This is a genomic window from Pseudomonas sp. RGB (genome assembly GCF_007713445.1).
Lineage (GTDB): Bacteria > Pseudomonadota > Gammaproteobacteria > Pseudomonadales > Pseudomonadaceae > Aquipseudomonas.
Genome location: NZ_VMSH01000008.1, coordinates 238,023 through 254,613, shown reverse-complemented (window position 1 = coordinate 254,613; position 16,591 = coordinate 238,023). Strand labels below are relative to the sequence as shown.

General features: G+C 62.5%; 13 protein-coding genes and 1 pseudogene. 5 read left to right on the top strand and 9 right to left on the bottom strand.

What is annotated here, in order from left to right:
* Positions 1–4: 4 nt before the first annotated feature.
* Genes FPT15_RS18905 through FPT15_RS18890 form a run of 4 tightly spaced genes read right to left on the bottom strand, consistent with a single transcriptional unit; the run spans position 5 to position 3,870 of the window.
* Positions 5–805 (bottom strand): carbohydrate ABC transporter permease, encoded by an 801-nt coding sequence (locus tag FPT15_RS18905; protein ID WP_145163611.1) that lies wholly within the window; start codon positions 803–805, stop codon positions 5–7.
* A gap of 10 nt (positions 806–815) precedes the next feature.
* Positions 816–1,682, bottom strand: coding sequence for a carbohydrate ABC transporter permease (locus tag FPT15_RS18900; protein WP_017137728.1), 867 nt, complete (start codon positions 1,680–1,682; stop codon positions 816–818).
* Positions 1,679–2,776, bottom strand: coding sequence for an ABC transporter ATP-binding protein (locus FPT15_RS18895; protein ID WP_145163609.1), 1,098 nt, complete (start codon positions 2,774–2,776; stop codon positions 1,679–1,681). Before FPT15_RS18895 ends, FPT15_RS18900 begins: the two co-directional genes overlap by 4 nt.
* Positions 2,776–3,870 (bottom strand): ABC transporter ATP-binding protein, encoded by a 1,095-nt coding sequence (locus FPT15_RS18890; protein WP_145163607.1) that lies wholly within the window; start codon positions 3,868–3,870, stop codon positions 2,776–2,778. The genes FPT15_RS18895 and FPT15_RS18890 overlap by 1 nt, the downstream gene beginning before the upstream one ends.
* A gap of 366 nt (positions 3,871–4,236) precedes the next feature.
* On the opposite strand from FPT15_RS18890, the gene FPT15_RS18885 reads away from it, so the two are divergent.
* Positions 4,237–6,069, top strand: a complete 1,833-nt coding sequence (locus FPT15_RS18885) for a sigma-54-dependent Fis family transcriptional regulator (RefSeq protein WP_145163605.1) — start codon at positions 4,237–4,239, stop codon at positions 6,067–6,069.
* A 1-nt stretch (position 6,070) separates the two neighbouring features.
* Here the strand turns inward: FPT15_RS18885 and FPT15_RS18880 are convergent, their stop codons facing one another.
* From FPT15_RS18880 to FPT15_RS18870, 3 genes are all read right to left on the bottom strand, one after another.
* Positions 6,071–7,003, bottom strand: a complete 933-nt coding sequence (locus tag FPT15_RS18880) for a FecR family protein (protein WP_145163603.1) — start codon at positions 7,001–7,003, stop codon at positions 6,071–6,073.
* Positions 7,000–7,542 carry a sigma-70 family RNA polymerase sigma factor gene (locus FPT15_RS18875; protein WP_145163601.1) on the bottom strand — a complete coding sequence of 181 codons (543 nt, stop codon included), beginning with the start codon at positions 7,540–7,542 and terminating at the stop codon, positions 7,000–7,002. Before FPT15_RS18875 ends, FPT15_RS18880 begins: the two co-directional genes overlap by 4 nt.
* A gap of 371 nt (positions 7,543–7,913) precedes the next feature.
* Complete coding sequence (locus tag FPT15_RS18870; RefSeq protein WP_145163600.1) at positions 7,914–10,031, bottom strand: TonB-dependent receptor domain-containing protein; 2,118 nt, start codon at positions 10,029–10,031, stop codon at positions 7,914–7,916.
* Between the two features lie 290 nt (positions 10,032–10,321).
* Here FPT15_RS18870 and FPT15_RS18860 point away from each other — a divergent pair.
* Positions 10,322–10,787: pseudogene (locus tag FPT15_RS18860) on the top strand (helix-turn-helix domain-containing protein).
* A gap of 67 nt (positions 10,788–10,854) precedes the next feature.
* On the opposite strand, the gene FPT15_RS18855 reads toward FPT15_RS18860, so the two are convergent.
* Entirely contained in the window at positions 10,855–11,145 is a 291-nt protein-coding gene (locus FPT15_RS18855) for a hypothetical protein (RefSeq protein ID WP_145163598.1), read from the bottom strand.
* 131 nt (positions 11,146–11,276) lie between these two features.
* Complete coding sequence (locus FPT15_RS18850; RefSeq protein WP_145163596.1) at positions 11,277–12,017, bottom strand: hypothetical protein; 741 nt, start codon at positions 12,015–12,017, stop codon at positions 11,277–11,279.
* Positions 12,018–12,287: 270 nt separating this feature from the next.
* On the opposite strand from FPT15_RS18850, the gene FPT15_RS18845 reads away from it, so the two are divergent.
* From FPT15_RS18845 to FPT15_RS18835, 3 genes are read left to right on the top strand one after another with little or no spacing between them, the layout of a single operon-like run.
* Positions 12,288–12,755: a (2Fe-2S)-binding protein gene (locus tag FPT15_RS18845; protein WP_106580615.1), complete on the top strand. Its 468-nt coding sequence runs from the start codon at positions 12,288–12,290 to the stop codon at positions 12,753–12,755.
* Positions 12,755–14,992 carry a xanthine dehydrogenase family protein molybdopterin-binding subunit gene (locus FPT15_RS18840; protein WP_145163594.1) on the top strand — a complete coding sequence of 746 codons (2,238 nt, stop codon included), beginning with the start codon at positions 12,755–12,757 and terminating at the stop codon, positions 14,990–14,992. Before FPT15_RS18845 ends, FPT15_RS18840 begins: the two co-directional genes overlap by 1 nt.
* A gap of 16 nt (positions 14,993–15,008) precedes the next feature.
* Complete coding sequence (locus tag FPT15_RS18835; protein ID WP_145163592.1) at positions 15,009–16,349, top strand: cytochrome c; 1,341 nt, start codon at positions 15,009–15,011, stop codon at positions 16,347–16,349.
* Positions 16,350–16,591: the final 242 nt, after the last annotated feature.

The following is a 16,591-nucleotide window of genomic DNA, read 5'->3' as shown; positions in this document are numbered from 1 at the left end:
CTCCTCAGACCCGGCCCAGGGCAAAGCCCTTGGCCACGTGGTTGCGAACAAACCAGATCACCAGCATGCCGGGCAGGATGGTCAACACCCCCGCCGCCGCCAGCACGCCCCAATCGATACCCGAGGCCGAGACCGTGCGGGTCATCACCGCCGCGATGGGCTTGGCGTTGACCGAGGTCAGCGTGCGCGCCAGCAACAGCTCGACCCAGGAAAACATGAAGCAGAAAAACGCGGTTACCCCGATGCCGGAGCCGATCAGCGGGATAAAAATCTTCACGAAAAACTTGGGAAAGCTATAGCCGTCGATGTAGGCGGTTTCGTCGATTTCCTTGGGCACGCCGGACATGAAGCCTTCCAGAATCCACACCGCCAACGGCACATTGAACAGGCAATGCGCCAGGGCCACGGCGATGTGTGTGTCGAACAGGCCGATGGACGAATACAGCTGGAAAAACGGCAGCAAAAACACCGCCGGCGGTGCCATGCGGTTGGTCAGCAGCCAGAAGAACAGGTGCTTGTCGCCCAGGAAACGGTAGCGTGAGAAGGCGTAGGCTGCCGGCAGCGCCACACTCAGGGAAATCACCGTGTTCAGGCTCACGTAATACAGCGAATTGATATAGCCGGTGTACCAGCTCGGGTCGGTGAAGATCACCTTGTAGTTGGCCAGGGTGAAAGCCTGCGGAAACAGGGTCAGCCCGCCGAGGATTTCGGTGTTGCTCTTGAAGGACATGTTCAGCAGCCAGTAGATCGGCACCAGCAGGAAAAGGACGTAGATCAGCAGCGGTATGACCTTGCGTTTGCTCATGTTGGCGGCCTCAGCGGTTGGCGTCGGAGTGGGTCATGGCGGTGTAGAACAGCCAGGACACCAACAGGATGATCAGGAAGTACACCAGCGAGAACGCCGCCGCCGGGCCCAGGTCGAATTGGCCGACAGCCATCTGGGTCAGGGTCTGACTGAGGAAGGTGGTGGCATTTCCCGGTCCGCCGCCGGTGAGGACGAAGGGCTCGGTGTAGATCATGAAGCTGTCCATGAACCGCAGCATCACCGCGATCAGCAGCACGCTTTTCATCTTCGGCAACTGGATATGCCGGAACACCGCCCAGGCCGATGCACGGTCTATTCGCGCGGCCTGGTAGTACACGTCCGGGATCGCGCGCAGCCCCGAGTAACACAGCAACGCCACCAGTGAAGTCCAGTGCCACACGTCCATCACCAGCACCGTGACCCAGGCGTCCATGGTGTTGGCCGCGTAGTTGTAGTTGATGCCCATGGCGTTGAGGGTTGAACCGAGTAAACCGATGTCGGCACGGCCGAAGATCTGCCAGATGGTGCCCACCACGTTCCACGGAATCAGCAGCGGAATCGCCAGAATGATCAGCACCAGCGACGACCAGCGACCCTTGGTCGGCATGGTCAGGGCAATGGCGATACCCAGCGGGATTTCGATCAGCAGCACGCAGGCCGAGTAGATGAACTGGCGCAGCAAGGAGTCATGCAAGCGCGGGTCGAGCAGCACCTGCTTGTACCAGTCGGCGCCGACAAAGTAGCGGCTGGACTGGTCGAAGATGTCCTGCACCGAGTAGTTGACCACGGTCATCATCGGGATCACCGCACTGAACGCCACCAACAGGAACACCGGCAACACCAGCCACCAGGCCTTGTTGTTCTGCACCTTGTTCATGGCTGCACCTCCAGCAGGTAGTCATCGGCGTAGACCATCAGCCACTGCGCCGGAAAGCTGATCGAGGCGCTGCCCTGAGGCACCGGTTTGTCTTCGGCCAGGCGCACCTTCAACGGCGCGCCGTCGAGGTTGAGGGTCATGATCTTGTAGGTGCCAAGGTCTTCGACATGCGTGACGTCGGCCTGCAGCGCGTCAGGGTTGTACTCGTCCCACACGTGGATAAATTCCGGACGGATGCCCACCTGCAGTTTTTTGTAGTCGGTGTCGCGGATGCGCTGCTGCATCGCCTCGGGCAACGGCAGCAGCGTGCCGGCAAACCGCACCCCGCCCGCCTCGGCCTGCACTTCAATCAGGTTCATGCCGGGGCTGCCAATGAAATAGCCGACAAACGTATGGCTGGGCCGCTCAAACAACTCGCGCGGCGTGCCGAACTGCACGATCTGCCCGCCGTACATCACCGCGATCTTGTCGGCAAAGGTCGAGGCTTCAAGCTGGTCGTGGGTCACGTAGACCATGGTGATATTGAACTGCTCGTGGATCTGCTTGAGCTTGCGCCGCAGTTTCCACTTCAGGTGCGGGTCGATCACCGTCAGCGGCTCGTCGAACAGGATTGCCGACACGTCATCACGCACCAGGCCACGGCCCATGGAGACTTTCTGCTTTTCATCGGCAGTGAGGTTGCGCGCCTTTTTGCTCAATAGGGTTTGCAGGTCGAGGACTTCGGCAATTTCCTGCACCTTGCTGTGAATTTTCGCCTCGGGCATGCCTTGGTTGCGCAGCGGAAAGGCCAGGTTGTCGAACACCGTCATGGTGTCGTACACCACCGGGAACTGGAACACCTGGGCGATGTTGCGGCGCTCCGGGGTGAGTTCGTTGACCACCCTGTGGTCGAACAGCACCTGGCCTTCCGAAGGGTTGAGCAGGCCGGAGATGATATTCAGCAAGGTCGACTTGCCGCACCCGGACGGCCCGAGCAAGGCGTAGGCGCCGCCCTGCTCCCACACGTGGTTCATTTCCCGAATCGCGTAGTCTTCAGGGCCGGCGGGTGTAGGGCTGTAGCTGTGCGCGAGGTTCTGCAAATGGATCTCGGCCATCAGGCAACCCTCGCTACGCGGCGCCCGGGGGCCTGGACCAAGCGGCCCTGGCCATCGAACACAAACAGTTTATGGGTGGGGATATACACGCGGATCGGCGCATCAACGTCGTACTCGTGCACGCCCGGCAGGTGCAGCACCAGCAGGAAATGCTCACTGCGCACGTGCAGGAAGGTTTCCGAGCCGCTGATTTCGGCCACTTCCACGGTCACGGCCAGTTCCAGGTCATCGTCGTTGCTCGGCACCAGGCTGATATGGCTGGGGCGCACGCCAAAGCGGAACTCGCCCTCGCCGATGGGGCGCAGGTCGACGTTGAGCGGGAAGTGCACAAAATTGGCGAAGCTGACTTCATTGCCGCTGATCCGCCCCGGCATCAGGTTGATCGGCGGCTCGGAAAACAATTCGGCGGCCAGCACGGTCTGCGGCTGGTGGTACACCTCGGCAGCCTTGCCACTCTGGATCACCCGACCCTCATGCAGAATCGTGGTGGTGCCGCCAAGGGCGAGTGCTTCATTAGGCTCGGTGGTGGCGTAGAGGGCGATGGTGTGGCGGGCCTTGAACAGCTCGCGCATTTCCTGACGCAGTTCTTCGCGCAGTTTGTAGTCCAGGTTCACCAGCGGTTCATCAAACAGGATCAGCTCGGCGTCTTTGACCAGCGCGCGGGCCATGGCCGTGCGTTGCTGCTGGCCACCGGACAGTTCCAACGGATGGCGCTGGAGGAATTTCTCGATGCGCAGCATTTTCGCGGTTTCGAGCACCTTGCTATGGATCAGCTCGTTGGACACACCGGCCTGGCGCAGCGGCGAGGCGATGTTCTCGAACACGGTCATGGTCGGGTAGTTGATGAACTGCTGGTAGACCATCGACACGTTACGCAGGCGCACCGGCTTGTGGGTGACGTCCACGCCATTCATCAGGATGCGGCCGCTGTCGGGCTTGTCCAGGCCGGCCATCAGGCGCATCAGGCTGGTCTTGCCGGATAGGGTGCGGCCCAGCAAGACGTTAAAGGAACCGGCTTCGAAACGCAGGTTGGCGTCGTCGATCCAGGTCTGGCCTTCGACGACGCGGGAGACATGTTCCAGGGTCAATGACATGACACGCCCTTTTTTATTATTGGAGTGAATCTGGCAACGACTCGGAGCGAGTTTCGTGCCAGAACTGGCAGGTGATTGATCTGTAAGGACATGGGCCGAATACGCCGCTCGAGCATGAACACAGGTGAACACCTGGGGCTGAACAACTGAACAGGCGCGGGGTTGACAATGAACAGTTGTGAACAACAATTGATGGGCGACGCGAATCAAAGGTGGGAGTGGGCTTGCCCGCGATGACGGTAGAACAGTCGGCATCTGTATTGACTGACCCACCGCATTCGCGGGCAAGCCCGCTCCCACATTTCGCCCCTGTTTCTTCAGCCAGATTGTGCAAGCCCAATAACAATAAAAAAGAAGGTCGCCTCCATGGCCGAACCCTTGGCTCACGACACCCTCATCCAGGATTCCTGGCGCCGCTGCCGCGCGTTTGGCCTGGACCACCAGAGCACGCCCAGCTTCGACCAACTGCCCGCCGAGGGCATCAGCCAATTGCTGGAAAGCCAGCATTCACTGGTGCAGACCACCCACCAGGAAGTGCTGCCCTACTACGAAAACATCCTGAGCAATTCCAACTGCCTGATCATGCTGGCCGACAACCAGGGCCAGGTCCTGACCTCGTGGGGCACCCAGCGCTTTATCGAGCCGAAACTGGCGCGCGGTTTCAGCGCCGGCGCCAGCTGGAGGGAGCGCAGCAGCGGCACCAATGCGATCGGCACCGCACTGGCCTGTGCCCAGGCGGTGCATATCGAGCACGACGAACATTTCCTCAAGGCCAACCGCTTCATGACCGGCTCGGCGGCGCCGATCTTTGATGCCCAGCGCGAAATCATCGCGGTGCTGGATGTGTCCAGCGACAGCTATCTGCCGCCCTCCCACACCCTGGGCATGGTCAAGATGATGAGCCAGACCGTGGAAAACCGGCTGATCCTCAACCTGTTTCGCGGCGAGCATTTCCAGCTGACCTTCAACACCGGCCTGAACAACCTCGACAGCCAGTGGGCCGGGCTGCTGATTTTTGATGAGAGCGGGCAAGTGCTGTCGGCCAACCGCCGTGCGGACAACTTGCTGGGCATCAGTTTGTCGCGGGTGCTGATCGACAGTTTGTTCAAGGTCTCGTTGCTGGAGTTGCTGAACCAGCCGGAAGGCTTGCCGTTCTCGCTGCAGGCGGCGGGACGCAATCGGTTTCAGTGTTTATTGAAGCGGCCGAAGAAGATGCCGATACAGGCGCGGGTCTTCAGTGAGCCCAAGCCGGGCAAGCCTGCCGAGCTGAAGCCGACCTCGATCAGCCTTAACACCCTGCACTTTGGCGATGCGCGTGTGGAAAAAGCCGTGCGCCAGGCCGAGCGTCTGCTGGAAAAAGACATTCCGCTGCTGATCCACGGCGAGACCGGCGTCGGCAAAGAGGTGTTCGTCAAAGCCCTGCACCAGGCCAGCTCGCGCAGCGCGCAGGCGTTTATCGCGGTGAACTGTGCGGCGATTCCGGCGGAGTTGGTCGAGTCTGAGCTGTTTGGCTATGAAAAAGGCGCCTTCACCGGCGCCAATCAGAAAGGCAGCATCGGCCTGATTCGCAAGGCGGACAAAGGCACGTTGTTTCTGGATGAGATCGGCGATATGCCGCTGCCGACCCAGGCCCGTTTGCTGCGGGTGTTGCAGGAGCGCTGCGTGCAGCCGGTGGGCAGCAGCGAGCTGTTCCCGGTGGACTTGCGGATCATCTCCGCCACCAACCGCGCGTTGCGCGAATGGGTGCAGGCCGGGCGCTTTCGCGAGGATTTGTACTATCGCATTGGCGGCCTGACGCTGGAGCTACCGCCGTTGCGTGAGCGTACCGACAAGCAGGCGCTGTTCCAGCAGTTGTGGCAGCAGCACCGCGAACCAACTCAATGGGCCGGGCTGAGTGCCGAGGTGCTGGCGTTGTTCGAGCAACACCCGTGGCCGGGCAATTTGCGCCAGGTCAGCAGCGTGTTGCAGGTAGCGCTGGCCATGGCCGAGGAGCAGCCGGTGCGCCCCGAGCATCTGCCGGATGATTTTTTTGTGGATTTGAACGTGCCAGCGCCGTTGCCTGCCAGCCAGGGTGTGGAAGATGGCATCGACCTCACGCAACGCTTGAAGGCCGCTGGCGGCAATATTTCCCACCTGGCGCGGGAGTTGGGCGTCAGCCGCAACACGTTGTACAAGCGCCTGCGCCAGCATGAACCTTGACTTAACGCGGCTTGACCACCACCAGCAAGTCCGTGAAGTACTCCACCTTGATCGGCAGGTTATCGGCCAGTGCCGCGAGCGCCGCCGCGGTGTCGTCGAGCTTGAACACACCGGACACCCGCAGGTTTTGCAGGGCCTGTGGGTCAAACCGCACCAGGCCATGGCGATAGCTGGCGAGGGTTTGCAGCACATCGCTCAAGGGCTGGTCATTGACCTTGAGCAGGCCACGCGTCCAGGCGTCCGGGTCGGTGTTGCCAATCGCCTGCGGCGACTGGGCGCGGCCATGGTCAAGCACCGCACGCTGGCCGGCCGCGACCTTGACGCCTTCTGCGCCCTCGCCTTTGACCGCCACGCTGGACTCGATCACCGTCACCACGGTGGTGCCGTCCGCGGCGCGCTTGACCAGGTAGCGGGTGCCCAGGGCGGTGGCCGTGCCTTGATCGGTGCGCACCACGAACGGCCGTTGCGCATCCTTGGCCACCTCGACCCATAGCTCGCCCTGCAGCAACTGGATCACGCGTTGGTGGCCGTCGAATTTCACGTCCACGGCCGAGTTACTGTTGAGCTGCAACCGGCTGCCGTCTTCGAGGGCGACCTGCCGACGTTCGCCGACACCGGTGCGCTGATCGGCCATCCACACCGGCGCGCGCTCCAGACCGACCCAGCCGCAGAGCAATACGCCGAGTAAACCCAGCACCTGTGCGCCCCGCGAGCGTCGTGGGGCGAAGGCACGGTTAAGGGCGATACGCGCCGGGCGCGCGGGCACGGCGTCGAAATTGCCCCACAGCGCACGCATGCGTTCGATGGCGACGGCATGGCGCGGGTCGGCCTGGCACCAGGTGTTGAAGGCCTGGCGGTCGGCGTCGCTGACGTCTTCGTCGTGCAGGCGTGTCAGCCAGTTCGCCGCTTGCTGGATGATGTGTTCAGTGCTCACGACAGCGGGTCCGCCGCGTGCAGGCTGTGGTAGCAATGCACCAGCGCCGTGGAAATGTAGTTTTTGACGGTACTGGGCGACACGTCCAGGCAGCACGCGATTTCGCTGTACGTCAGCCCGTCGAGGCGGCTTAACAGAAAGGCTTCGCGGGTCTTGGCGGGCAAGCCGGCGAGCATCTCGGCGATGCGCTCCAGGGCCTGCAACGCCACGTGGATTGCCGCCGGATCAGGCATGCCGGCGTCTTCGCACTCAATCACCAGGGCCTGCATGTAGGCCTTTTCGATGCGGCGGCGCCGCGCGCCATCAATCAGCAAACGCCCGGCGGTGGTGGCGAGAAAGGCCCGCGGTTCCTTGATGTTGTGGGGTTCGGCCAGCATCAGGACGCGGATGAACGCGTCGTGGGCCAGGTCGGCGGCGTGCTGCGAACACCCGAGTTTTCTGCGCAGCCAGCCGTGCAACCAGCCGTGGTGCTCGCGGTACATTGCCGTGAGGGTCTGCTGACGGGCGCCATCGCCCGGCGCGGCCGGAATGTCATGCATGCGCAAAAACTTCTCAAATGGGAAATATTACCAATTGCGCGAACAATGCCAGCAAAACGGTATGAGGGCAAGGGGGGCTCAGGTCTGCGCCAGTTCTGTTTTCGGGCGTTACTTGCTGGTAGTTATGGCGAGCGGACTTCCTGTGGCGAGCGGGCTTGCCCCGCGTTGGGGCGCGCAGCGGCCCCAGTAGGCCCACCGCGTTTTGGCAGGTAGAACGCGGTCGCTGGTTTTGGGGCTGCTGCGCAGCCCAACGCGGGGCAAGCCCGCTCGCCACAGTAAGCCTGCCCACCACAGTGAGCCCGCGCTCCACAGTAAGTCCGCTTGCCACAGTAAGCACGCCAGTCACAGACGTCTGCTCACCACACGGTTGCTTAACGCCAACTCCACGACACGCCGGTATAAATGCCTCGCCCGTCTGCCGGTGTGGACCGCGCCACATCCAGGCCCTTGTCGTCATAGCCCGGCGTGACCGTATTGGCGTAGCGCCGGTTGGTGAGGTTGCGCACATCGACCCAGGCTTGCCAGTCCTGCTTGGGCGCGTCGTAGCCGAAGGTGGCGCCGAGGGTGGTGTAGGCCGCCGCGTAGTAGGAATTGGCGTAGTCCACCGCCACACGCGAGGAATGCTCGGTGTTGAGGCTGGTGTAGAACCCCGTCGGGTGGCTATAGCGCAGTTGCGCCTGGTAGTAATGCTTGGGGATGCCCGGCAGGGTGTTGTCGCCGAAGCGGTCGTCGTCGCGGTAGTGGAAGTCGCTGAACGTGTAGGCCTGGCGCAAGGCCAGTTGGCCATTGCCGCCGCCGTCCCACAGCGGGCTGAGCAGGCTCAGTTCCACACCCTGGTGCACGGTGGGGCTGGCGTTGGCTTCGGCGACAATCGCGTTGGTGGTGGCGGTTTGCGCCTGCGTTTCGACGGTGAGCAGTTCGTGACGCACTTCTGAGCGGTACAGCGCCAGGTCCCACTGGCCGAACCACTGTTCGCCACGGCCGCCGACTTCCACAGTGGTAGCGGTCTGATTGCGCAGGCTCACGCCTTCACGCTGCAAGCCGGTGGCCGGGCCGCTGCCGGTGGGAAAGTATTTATTGGAACCCCAGATCATCGACCACGCGTGCGGTGGCTCGACCGAGCGACTCAGGTTGCCATACACCTGCAATTGCGCGTTGAAGTCATAGCGCAGGCCGATACGCGGGGCGTAGTCCCAGTCGTGCTGGCTCAACGGCGCCTGACCTTCGGGATAAGTGACTTGGGTTTCGCGGCGGGTGTAGATCGCGGCCAGGCCGGTGGTCAGCCATAGGTCCGGTACCAGCTCCAAGTCGTTGCCGACATGCAGCACGGTGTCAGCGCCGAGATAGCTGTAGTCGCGGGTCTTGGTACCGGGCGCGTAAATAGCCGTGTTGCCGGCAGGCGTGCGCACGTATTCCGAGGCACCGTTATTCGGCATCGCCTGGGTGCTGCGCAGCCCTACCGTGGTCTTGCTGTCGTGGCCGAACAGCAGGTCCTGGCGGATGTAATTGAGCGTGCCACTGACGTCGGTGTAGGCGACTTTCAGGCGATTGGTGCCCTCGCGCAAGTCCATCGGATAGTCGTGATAGGCCAGCCCGACCTCGACGCGGGAATTGTCATCCAACTGCAAGGTGGTCTTGTTCGCGATCCAGGTCGAACCGGGCTGCAAGCGCTTGGAATCGCGGGCGGCGTTGAGGCTGTTGGCAGCCGTTGGATCGTGGCTAATCTGCTCACGCGTCAGCTTGCCGGGGGTGTCATTGGTGGTTTCGCGGTAACGAAAATAAAACCGCGTTTCCAGGTCCGGGTTGAAACGGTAGCCGAAGTTGGCGGCGATGCCCTTGCCGGTACCGGCGCTCTGGTGCTGGTAGCCATCGGATTCGGAGTCGGTGAGGCTGATGTAATAGTCGGCATCGCCCAGCACCTGGCCGGAGCTGATCTCGCGCTGGGCATAACCGCGACTGCCTGCTTCATAACGCACCTGCAGTTTGGGTGCGTCGTAACCCGTGCGGGTGACGTAATTCACCGACCCACCCAAAGCCAGCGCGCCCTGGTCAAAGCCATTGGCGCCGCGCAGTACTTCGACGCGGCTTTGCCACAGTGGGTCCTTGAGTTCGTAGGGCGTGCCGCCTGGGCCGGTCAGCGGCAAACCGTCGAACATTTCATACAGGCCGGAGGCGTGCGAACCGGGGCTGCGGTTCAAGCCCGAACCGCGTATCGAAAGCTTCACGCCTTCATTGTTGGCCGCCTTGGCGTACACCCCGGCCTGGTACTTGAACACGTCTTCATTGGTGCTGACCCGGCCCTGCTGCACGCTGCTCATGTCGATGTAGTTGGTGCCACCGGGCACGCTTTTGAGTTGCGCCTGGGCCACTTCGCCTGCGCTGACCTCGCTGCTGGTGACCTCGACCGGTGCCAGTTGCAGGTCTTCGGCCTGCACCAGTGAACTGAGGGTCAAGGCGGCAAAAAGGAGCGGAGGTTGGCGCAACAGCATGGGCAGATCCTTGGAATTTGGGGCGCGACAGGCCTGGGCCGAGCACGCGAACAGGGGTGGGAAGCCACGCAGGCTTACCGAGTCACGCCTTATTAACGGACCAGACCCTTCCCACAACAGCTTCGGACGGCCTGTGTTGGTTAAGTCCAAAATCGAATTAACACATGCAAACTCAGTATTTAAGGAAATACGGCCGAGCTGATGTGGGCGATGTACACGGCACGCGCCGGGCTTGCCGTGTTGACCGCCCAGGCGGCGCCCTCCATTGATACGCGCCAGGCGTAAGACCGATGAATTTTCTGCAGGCACTTGCCGAGTCAACCGAACCGCTTCCAAAACCTGGCACCGATGACGACGACACCAGCCTGTGTGTCGCGCAGCGCCTGCGCAGCAAACGCCACCTGTCGCTGGACGGCCTGGCACGCGCCTGCGGCGTCCGGGCAATGCTGGCGCAGATCGAATCGGGCCGCAGCGTGCCGTCGATCAAGGTGCTGTGCAAAATTGCCAAGGGGTTGAAGGTGTCAGTGGCGGCCTTTCTAGAAGACCGCGCCTTTGAAGGCGTCGAAGTGTTGCCGGCGCAGCAGAGCAAACGCCTGGTGAGCGCCGATGGTGCGTTTGTCAGCCGCGCGTAGTTCCCCTACGACACGGCCCTCCACCGGCGATTCGATCCTGTTCTACACCGACCAGCCCCACCGCTACCGCAACTCGGCGGACAGCGAGGCGGTGGCGTCGTTGACCTCTTGTATAGGCAGATAAACGTCGCTGTAGATATGCGATTAGGCTCTTGAGACCAATCGTAAGGAAATAAACGACCTAACCCGCTTCAAATAAACCCTGCTGGGGTCTCATCGGCCGTCGACGCCAGCGAGCGCAGCAAATCATCCGCCTCTGTGCCCTGCGCAAATCTGAACCCAAGCATTTCGTCACACGCCAGAACATTCGCGAGCGCGTCACGCAACTGCGCCTCTGTCGGCGCGTCGCGCAGCAGTTTGTGGGCGGGCAATAGCACGTCAGCGGGGACGCCTTGAGCACTTGCCACGTCGATCACGGCAAACAGGATAAATCGCAGGCGGACTTCGCGATCAGTAGGCCAAACCGTTTTGCGCTTTCCCAAGGTAGGCACTCATCGTTAAGAAAAGTCCGAGGCTATTGCCGACCGTGGGTATGTTTCAAGCAAAGGGGGGCAAGATAGGCCGTTTCCCACATATGAAAGGGAAATGCCGCACCGCATGATCGGTCCCCGCATCACTGCACGGGCAAAAAATTCATCAGCAGCAAGCTCTGCGCGTAATTGAGTGCAACGCGCCGGTAACGCTCGTCAAGCATTTGGGCAAGCAGGTCGAGGCGCGCAACCACTTTGCCGAACTCAACGGCGAAACTGAGGTTGCTGCCCTCCTCCGAGATTTCATTGGAGAACAGCAGCAACACGCCATTGGCGTCCTGACGCTGGCTGAGCAGCCAGGTGGCTTTCTCGATATTGCGCGCGGCATTGCTGACAAATTGCGGGTTGATCGAGTCGGTGACATAAAACTGCGTGCGCCCACCGTGTGCAGTCACCAGCATGCTGCCGATGGCATAGATAAACGCCCCGACCCGGTCGCCGCGAAACTCCGGGCTCAGCGAATAGCTCAATGCCACCAGGTCCCGACGGTCCCCCAGGGCAGGCAGCGGTTGCCGGTTCTCGATGGCCCGGCGAATTTCCCGCGCGGCACTCACGGCATCGGTATAACCCGATTGGCGCCACTGGTTGGGGTTGCGCAGGTAGAGCTTGTTCATCAGCACGTACAGGCTTTGCAGGTTGTCGCGCATGCTCAGGGTTGCCATGCGGTCGACGCTGGTCTGAAAAAACTCATCGGGCTTGCCATCGCGCAACTGCCTGGCGATATCGCGGCCCTGTTGCTGGCTGCAGCCAGTGGCACAGAACATAAACACCGCTGCGATCAGCAGCGGCCAGCGGGTGATAAAAGCAATTGACGTTCGATCCATCGGCACCGGGTCTGGCTGCTGTCCACGCGCAGAATGAGCGCGGTCGTGACAGGGATAGATCAGAAGAATGAAAAAAAGTGCGACGCACCGGCCTGGATCAGCAAAGGCCTACAGGCTAAAAGCATGCGCAGTGGTGCAATCCTGTCGAATTCTTGCCTGATCCTCCGAGTTGTCGATGACTGGATCGATAGCTGTTGCGCCGTGGTCTAGAGTGCAACGATGGGCAACTTATAAAAAAAGCCACACCAACCGATGATCAGCAGGTGAACCATGCAATTACGTATCAACCAGAAATCCTACGAGGTCGATGCCGACGCCGATACGCCGCTGCTCTGGGTGATCCGTGATGACCTGGGGCTGACCGGCACCAAATACGGCTGCGGCCTGGCCCAGTGCGGCGCCTGCTCGGTGCTGGTGGACGGCAACGTGGTGCGCTCGTGCGTCACGCCAGTGGCGGGAGTGGTTGGCCACGAGATCACCACCATCGAGGCGATCGAAGCCGATGACGTGGGCAAGCGCGTGGTCGCGGCCTGGGTCGAGCATCAAGTGGCGCAATGCGGTTACTGCCAGTCCGGGCAGGTGATGGCCGCCACTGCGCTGCTCAAGCACACCCCGGCGCCCAGCGATGCGCAGATCGAGGCGGCGATGATCAACCTGTGCCGCTGCGGCACCTACAATGCCATTCGCACGGCGGTGCATGACCTGGCCGTTCAGCCTGCCCGGCAGGAGAGCGCCTGATGAACACGCGCAACGCCGTCCTCGAGACGCCATTGGGCGAACCGATCAACCTGTCCCGGCGCCGCTTCCTGGCCAGCACCGCCGTGGGCGCGCTGGTCATTGGCTTCGGCCTGCCGCTGGGCACACCCAGGGCCTACGCCGCCACGCCCAACGCAGCAGAACGCGGCACCCAAGTGCCAGCGTTTTTAGAGATTCGCCCTGATGGCACCGTGCGTTTGCTCAGCCCCTTCATGGAAGGCGGCCAGGGCACTCACACCGCCATGGCACAGATTGTCGGTGAAGAGCTGGACGCCGCCCCCGCCACCTTCATCGTCGAGGCCGCGCCGCCCGGCGACGCGTATGTGGTGATGGAAAACGGCATGCGCATCACCGGCGGCAGCATGTCGGTGCGCATGAGTTACCCGACCATGCGCCGCCTCGGCGCCCTGGCCCGCGCGATGCTGCTGCAGGCCGGCGCCGAGCAGCTTGGTGTGCCGGTCGCGCAACTGACCACAACACCCGGCCGCGTGGTGCATGCCGCTTCCGGCCGCTCGCTGGGCTACGGTGAGCTGGCCGGGCGCGCCCTGGACATGCCGGTGCCCGACCCGGCCACCATCACCCTGCGCGACCCGAGCCAATTCCGCTGGATCGGTAAACCGGTGAAACGCCTGGATGCCTACGACAAATCCACCGGCAAGGCGCAATACAGCATCGACTTGAAAGTTGACGGCATGCTCCACGCCGCCGTCCAGCACGCGCCGCGCCTGGGCATGACCGTGGGCAGCCTGCGTAACCAGGCGCAGGTCGAAGCCATGAAGGGCGTGCACTCGGTGCATCAACTGCCCGGCGCCGTGGCCGTGGTGGCCGAGCGCTGGTGGCACGCCAAGCGCGCGGTGGAGGCGATCCAGGTGGAATGGCTGGAAGCCGCTGCAGATTCGACCGTACGCGCGATGCCGGCGGATTTTTCCAGCGACAAGTACCGCGACTTCCTCGCCGCCCAGCAAGGCCCGGCGCGTGACGATGAAAACGAAGGCGATGTGGCCGGCGCGCTGGCCAACGCCAAAACCAAAGTCGAAGCCACCTACCATAACCAGTACGTTAACCACGCCCAGCTGGAGCCGCCTTCTGCCCTGGCACGCTTCAACCCCGACGGCACGCTGGAGGTGTGGCTGCCGAACCAGGCGCCGGATATGTTCCGCGCCGATATCGCCAAACGCACCGGCCTCGACCCGGCGAAGATCACCCTGCATTCACCGCTGCTGGGCGGTTTTTTCGGCCGGCACTTTTTGTATGACTCGGCCAACCCTTACCCGCAAGCTATCGCGCTGGCCAAGGCAGTCGGTCGCCCGGTCAAGCTGATCTGGAGCCGTGAAGAGGAGTTCCTGCGCGATGTGCTGCGCCCGGTGGCCGTGGTCAAGTTCCGCGCTGCGCTGGACGCGCAAGGGTTGCCGGTGGCCATTGAAGCGGTGAGTGCCACCGAAGGCCCCAGCGAAGCCATCGCCGGTAAACAGGGCGACAAAATCGACCCCACGGCCCTCGAAGGGCTGTCGGGCAAAAGCTACGCGATCCCCAACAAGCGCATCGCGCAGATCTACGTCAAAGGCCCGACCATGCTCGGCTACTGGCGCTCGGTGGGCAATTCGCTGAATGACTTCTTCTATGAAGCGTTCCTCGATGAGCTGGCCGACAAAGGCGGCCAAGACCCCTACGAGCTGCGCCTGCATTTGCTGCGCGATAACCCGCGGCTGACCACGCTGCTGCAGGCGGTGGGCGAGTTGTCCGGCGGCTGGAAGCGTGGCCCCTACACCGCAGAGGACGGCAGCCGCCGTGCACGCGGCGTGGCCATGGCCTCACCGTTCGGCTCCCACGCTGCGGTGGTCGCCGAGGTGTCGATCGAAAACGGTCAGGTCAAGGTGCACCACATCTGGGAAGCCATCGACCCGGGCAGCATCGTCAACCCGGCGATTGTTGAAGCGCAAGTGAATGGCGCGGTGGCCCTGGGCTTGTCGCAAACCTTGCTGGAGGAAGCGGTGTACGTGGACGGCAAACCACGGGCGCGCAACTATGACCTGTACCCGATCCTGCCTATGTCGCGCATGGCGCAGGTGCACGTCAAGATCGTCGAGAGTGGTGAAAAAATGGGTGGCATCGGCGAACCGCCGTTACCTGCAGTGGCGCCGGCCGTGGCCAATGCAGTCGCGCACCTGACCGGCCAGCGCATTCGTAGCCTGCCTTTGAGCCGATACACTTTCGCCTGACCGACAAGGAACGCGCATGAACAACCAACGATTGGCTAGAACCACAGGCTGGCTGGTGCTGGCTGGCGCGGTCGCCGCAGGCGTACTGGCCTGGTACGTGACCCGCCAGCCCGCCTCGCCTTTTGATCAACAACCTGCCGCCAAAGCCGACCCGGCACTGGTCAGCCGCGGCGAGTACGTCGCCCGCGTCAGCGACTGCGTGGCCTGCCACAGTTTGCCGGGCAAGGCGCCGTTCGCCGGCGGCCTGGAGATGGCCACGCCGTTGGGGGCAATTCACGCCACCAACATCACGCCTGACAAAAATGTCGGCATTGGCACCTACAGCCTCGCCGACTTCGACCGCGCCGTACGCCATGGCGTGGCACCCGGTGGGCGACGGCTCTACCCGGCCATGCCGTATCCCTCTTATGTGAAGCTCAACGACGACGACATGCGTGCGCTGTACGCGTTTTTCATGCAAGGCGTGGAGCCGGCCAATCAGCCCAACATCGAAAGCGGCATTCCCTGGCCGCTGAACATGCGCTGGCCCATCGCCCTGTGGAACGGCGTGTTCGCACCCAACGCCACCTACGCGGCCAAACCCGCCCAGGACGCGCTGTGGAACCGCGGCGCCTACATCGTCCAGGGCCCGGGGCACTGCGGCAGTTGCCACACGCCGCGCGGCCTGGCCTTTAACGAGAAGGCGCTGGACGAGTCCGGCGCGCCCTACCTGGCCGGCGGCCTGCTCGATGGCTGGTATGCACCGAGCCTGCGCCAGGACCACAACACCGGGCTGGGCCGCTGGAGTGAGGACGAGATCGTGCGGTTCCTCAAGACCGGGCGTAACCAGCACGCGGTGGTGTATGGCTCGATGACCGAAGCGTTCAACAACTCGACGCAGTTCATGAGCGATGAGGATTTGAACGCCATCGCCCGCTACCTCAAATCCCTGCCCGGCGACCCGCAGCGCGACGGTTCGCCGTGGCAGTATCAGGCGGTCAACGCGGTTGCAGACGTACCGGGTGCCCACACCTACGCAACCCGCTGCGCTTCCTGCCATGGCCTGGACGGCAAGGGCCAGCCGGAGTGGATGCCACCGCTGGCGGGCGCCACCTCGGCACTGGCCAAGGAAAACGCGTCGGCGATCAACATCACGCTTAATGGCTCACAACGGATCGTGACGGCGGGTGTACCGGACGCCTACCGTATGCCGGCGTTTAGGGAGCAATTGTCGGATGCGGAAATCGCGCAGGTGCTGACTTACGTGCGGGGTACGTGGGGCAACAACGGCGGTGCGGTCGATGCAGCGGCGGTGAACACGCTGCGCGGGCACACCGACCCGGCGAGCAGCAGCCCGATTATTCTGCATATGCGTTAAGGCCCGGATCGTTCCTATGTTCCAGCGTAGGAACGGTCTGATTAGTGGCATTGGGTCATGGTTTGTAAAGGGCCAGCAGGGCGTGTCTCTTTAAATTGCAGGACGTTTCCTAGACAATCCCTGCCGCCTTGTGCCTGTTGGAATCGATGGCTAGTCTGCGATCCGTCACTGCTTATCAGTGATCGGGTTTAGTCGCTCGGTTTCAGAACAGGCGCATGGTCCCCCAGAAGTTATGGTGGCTG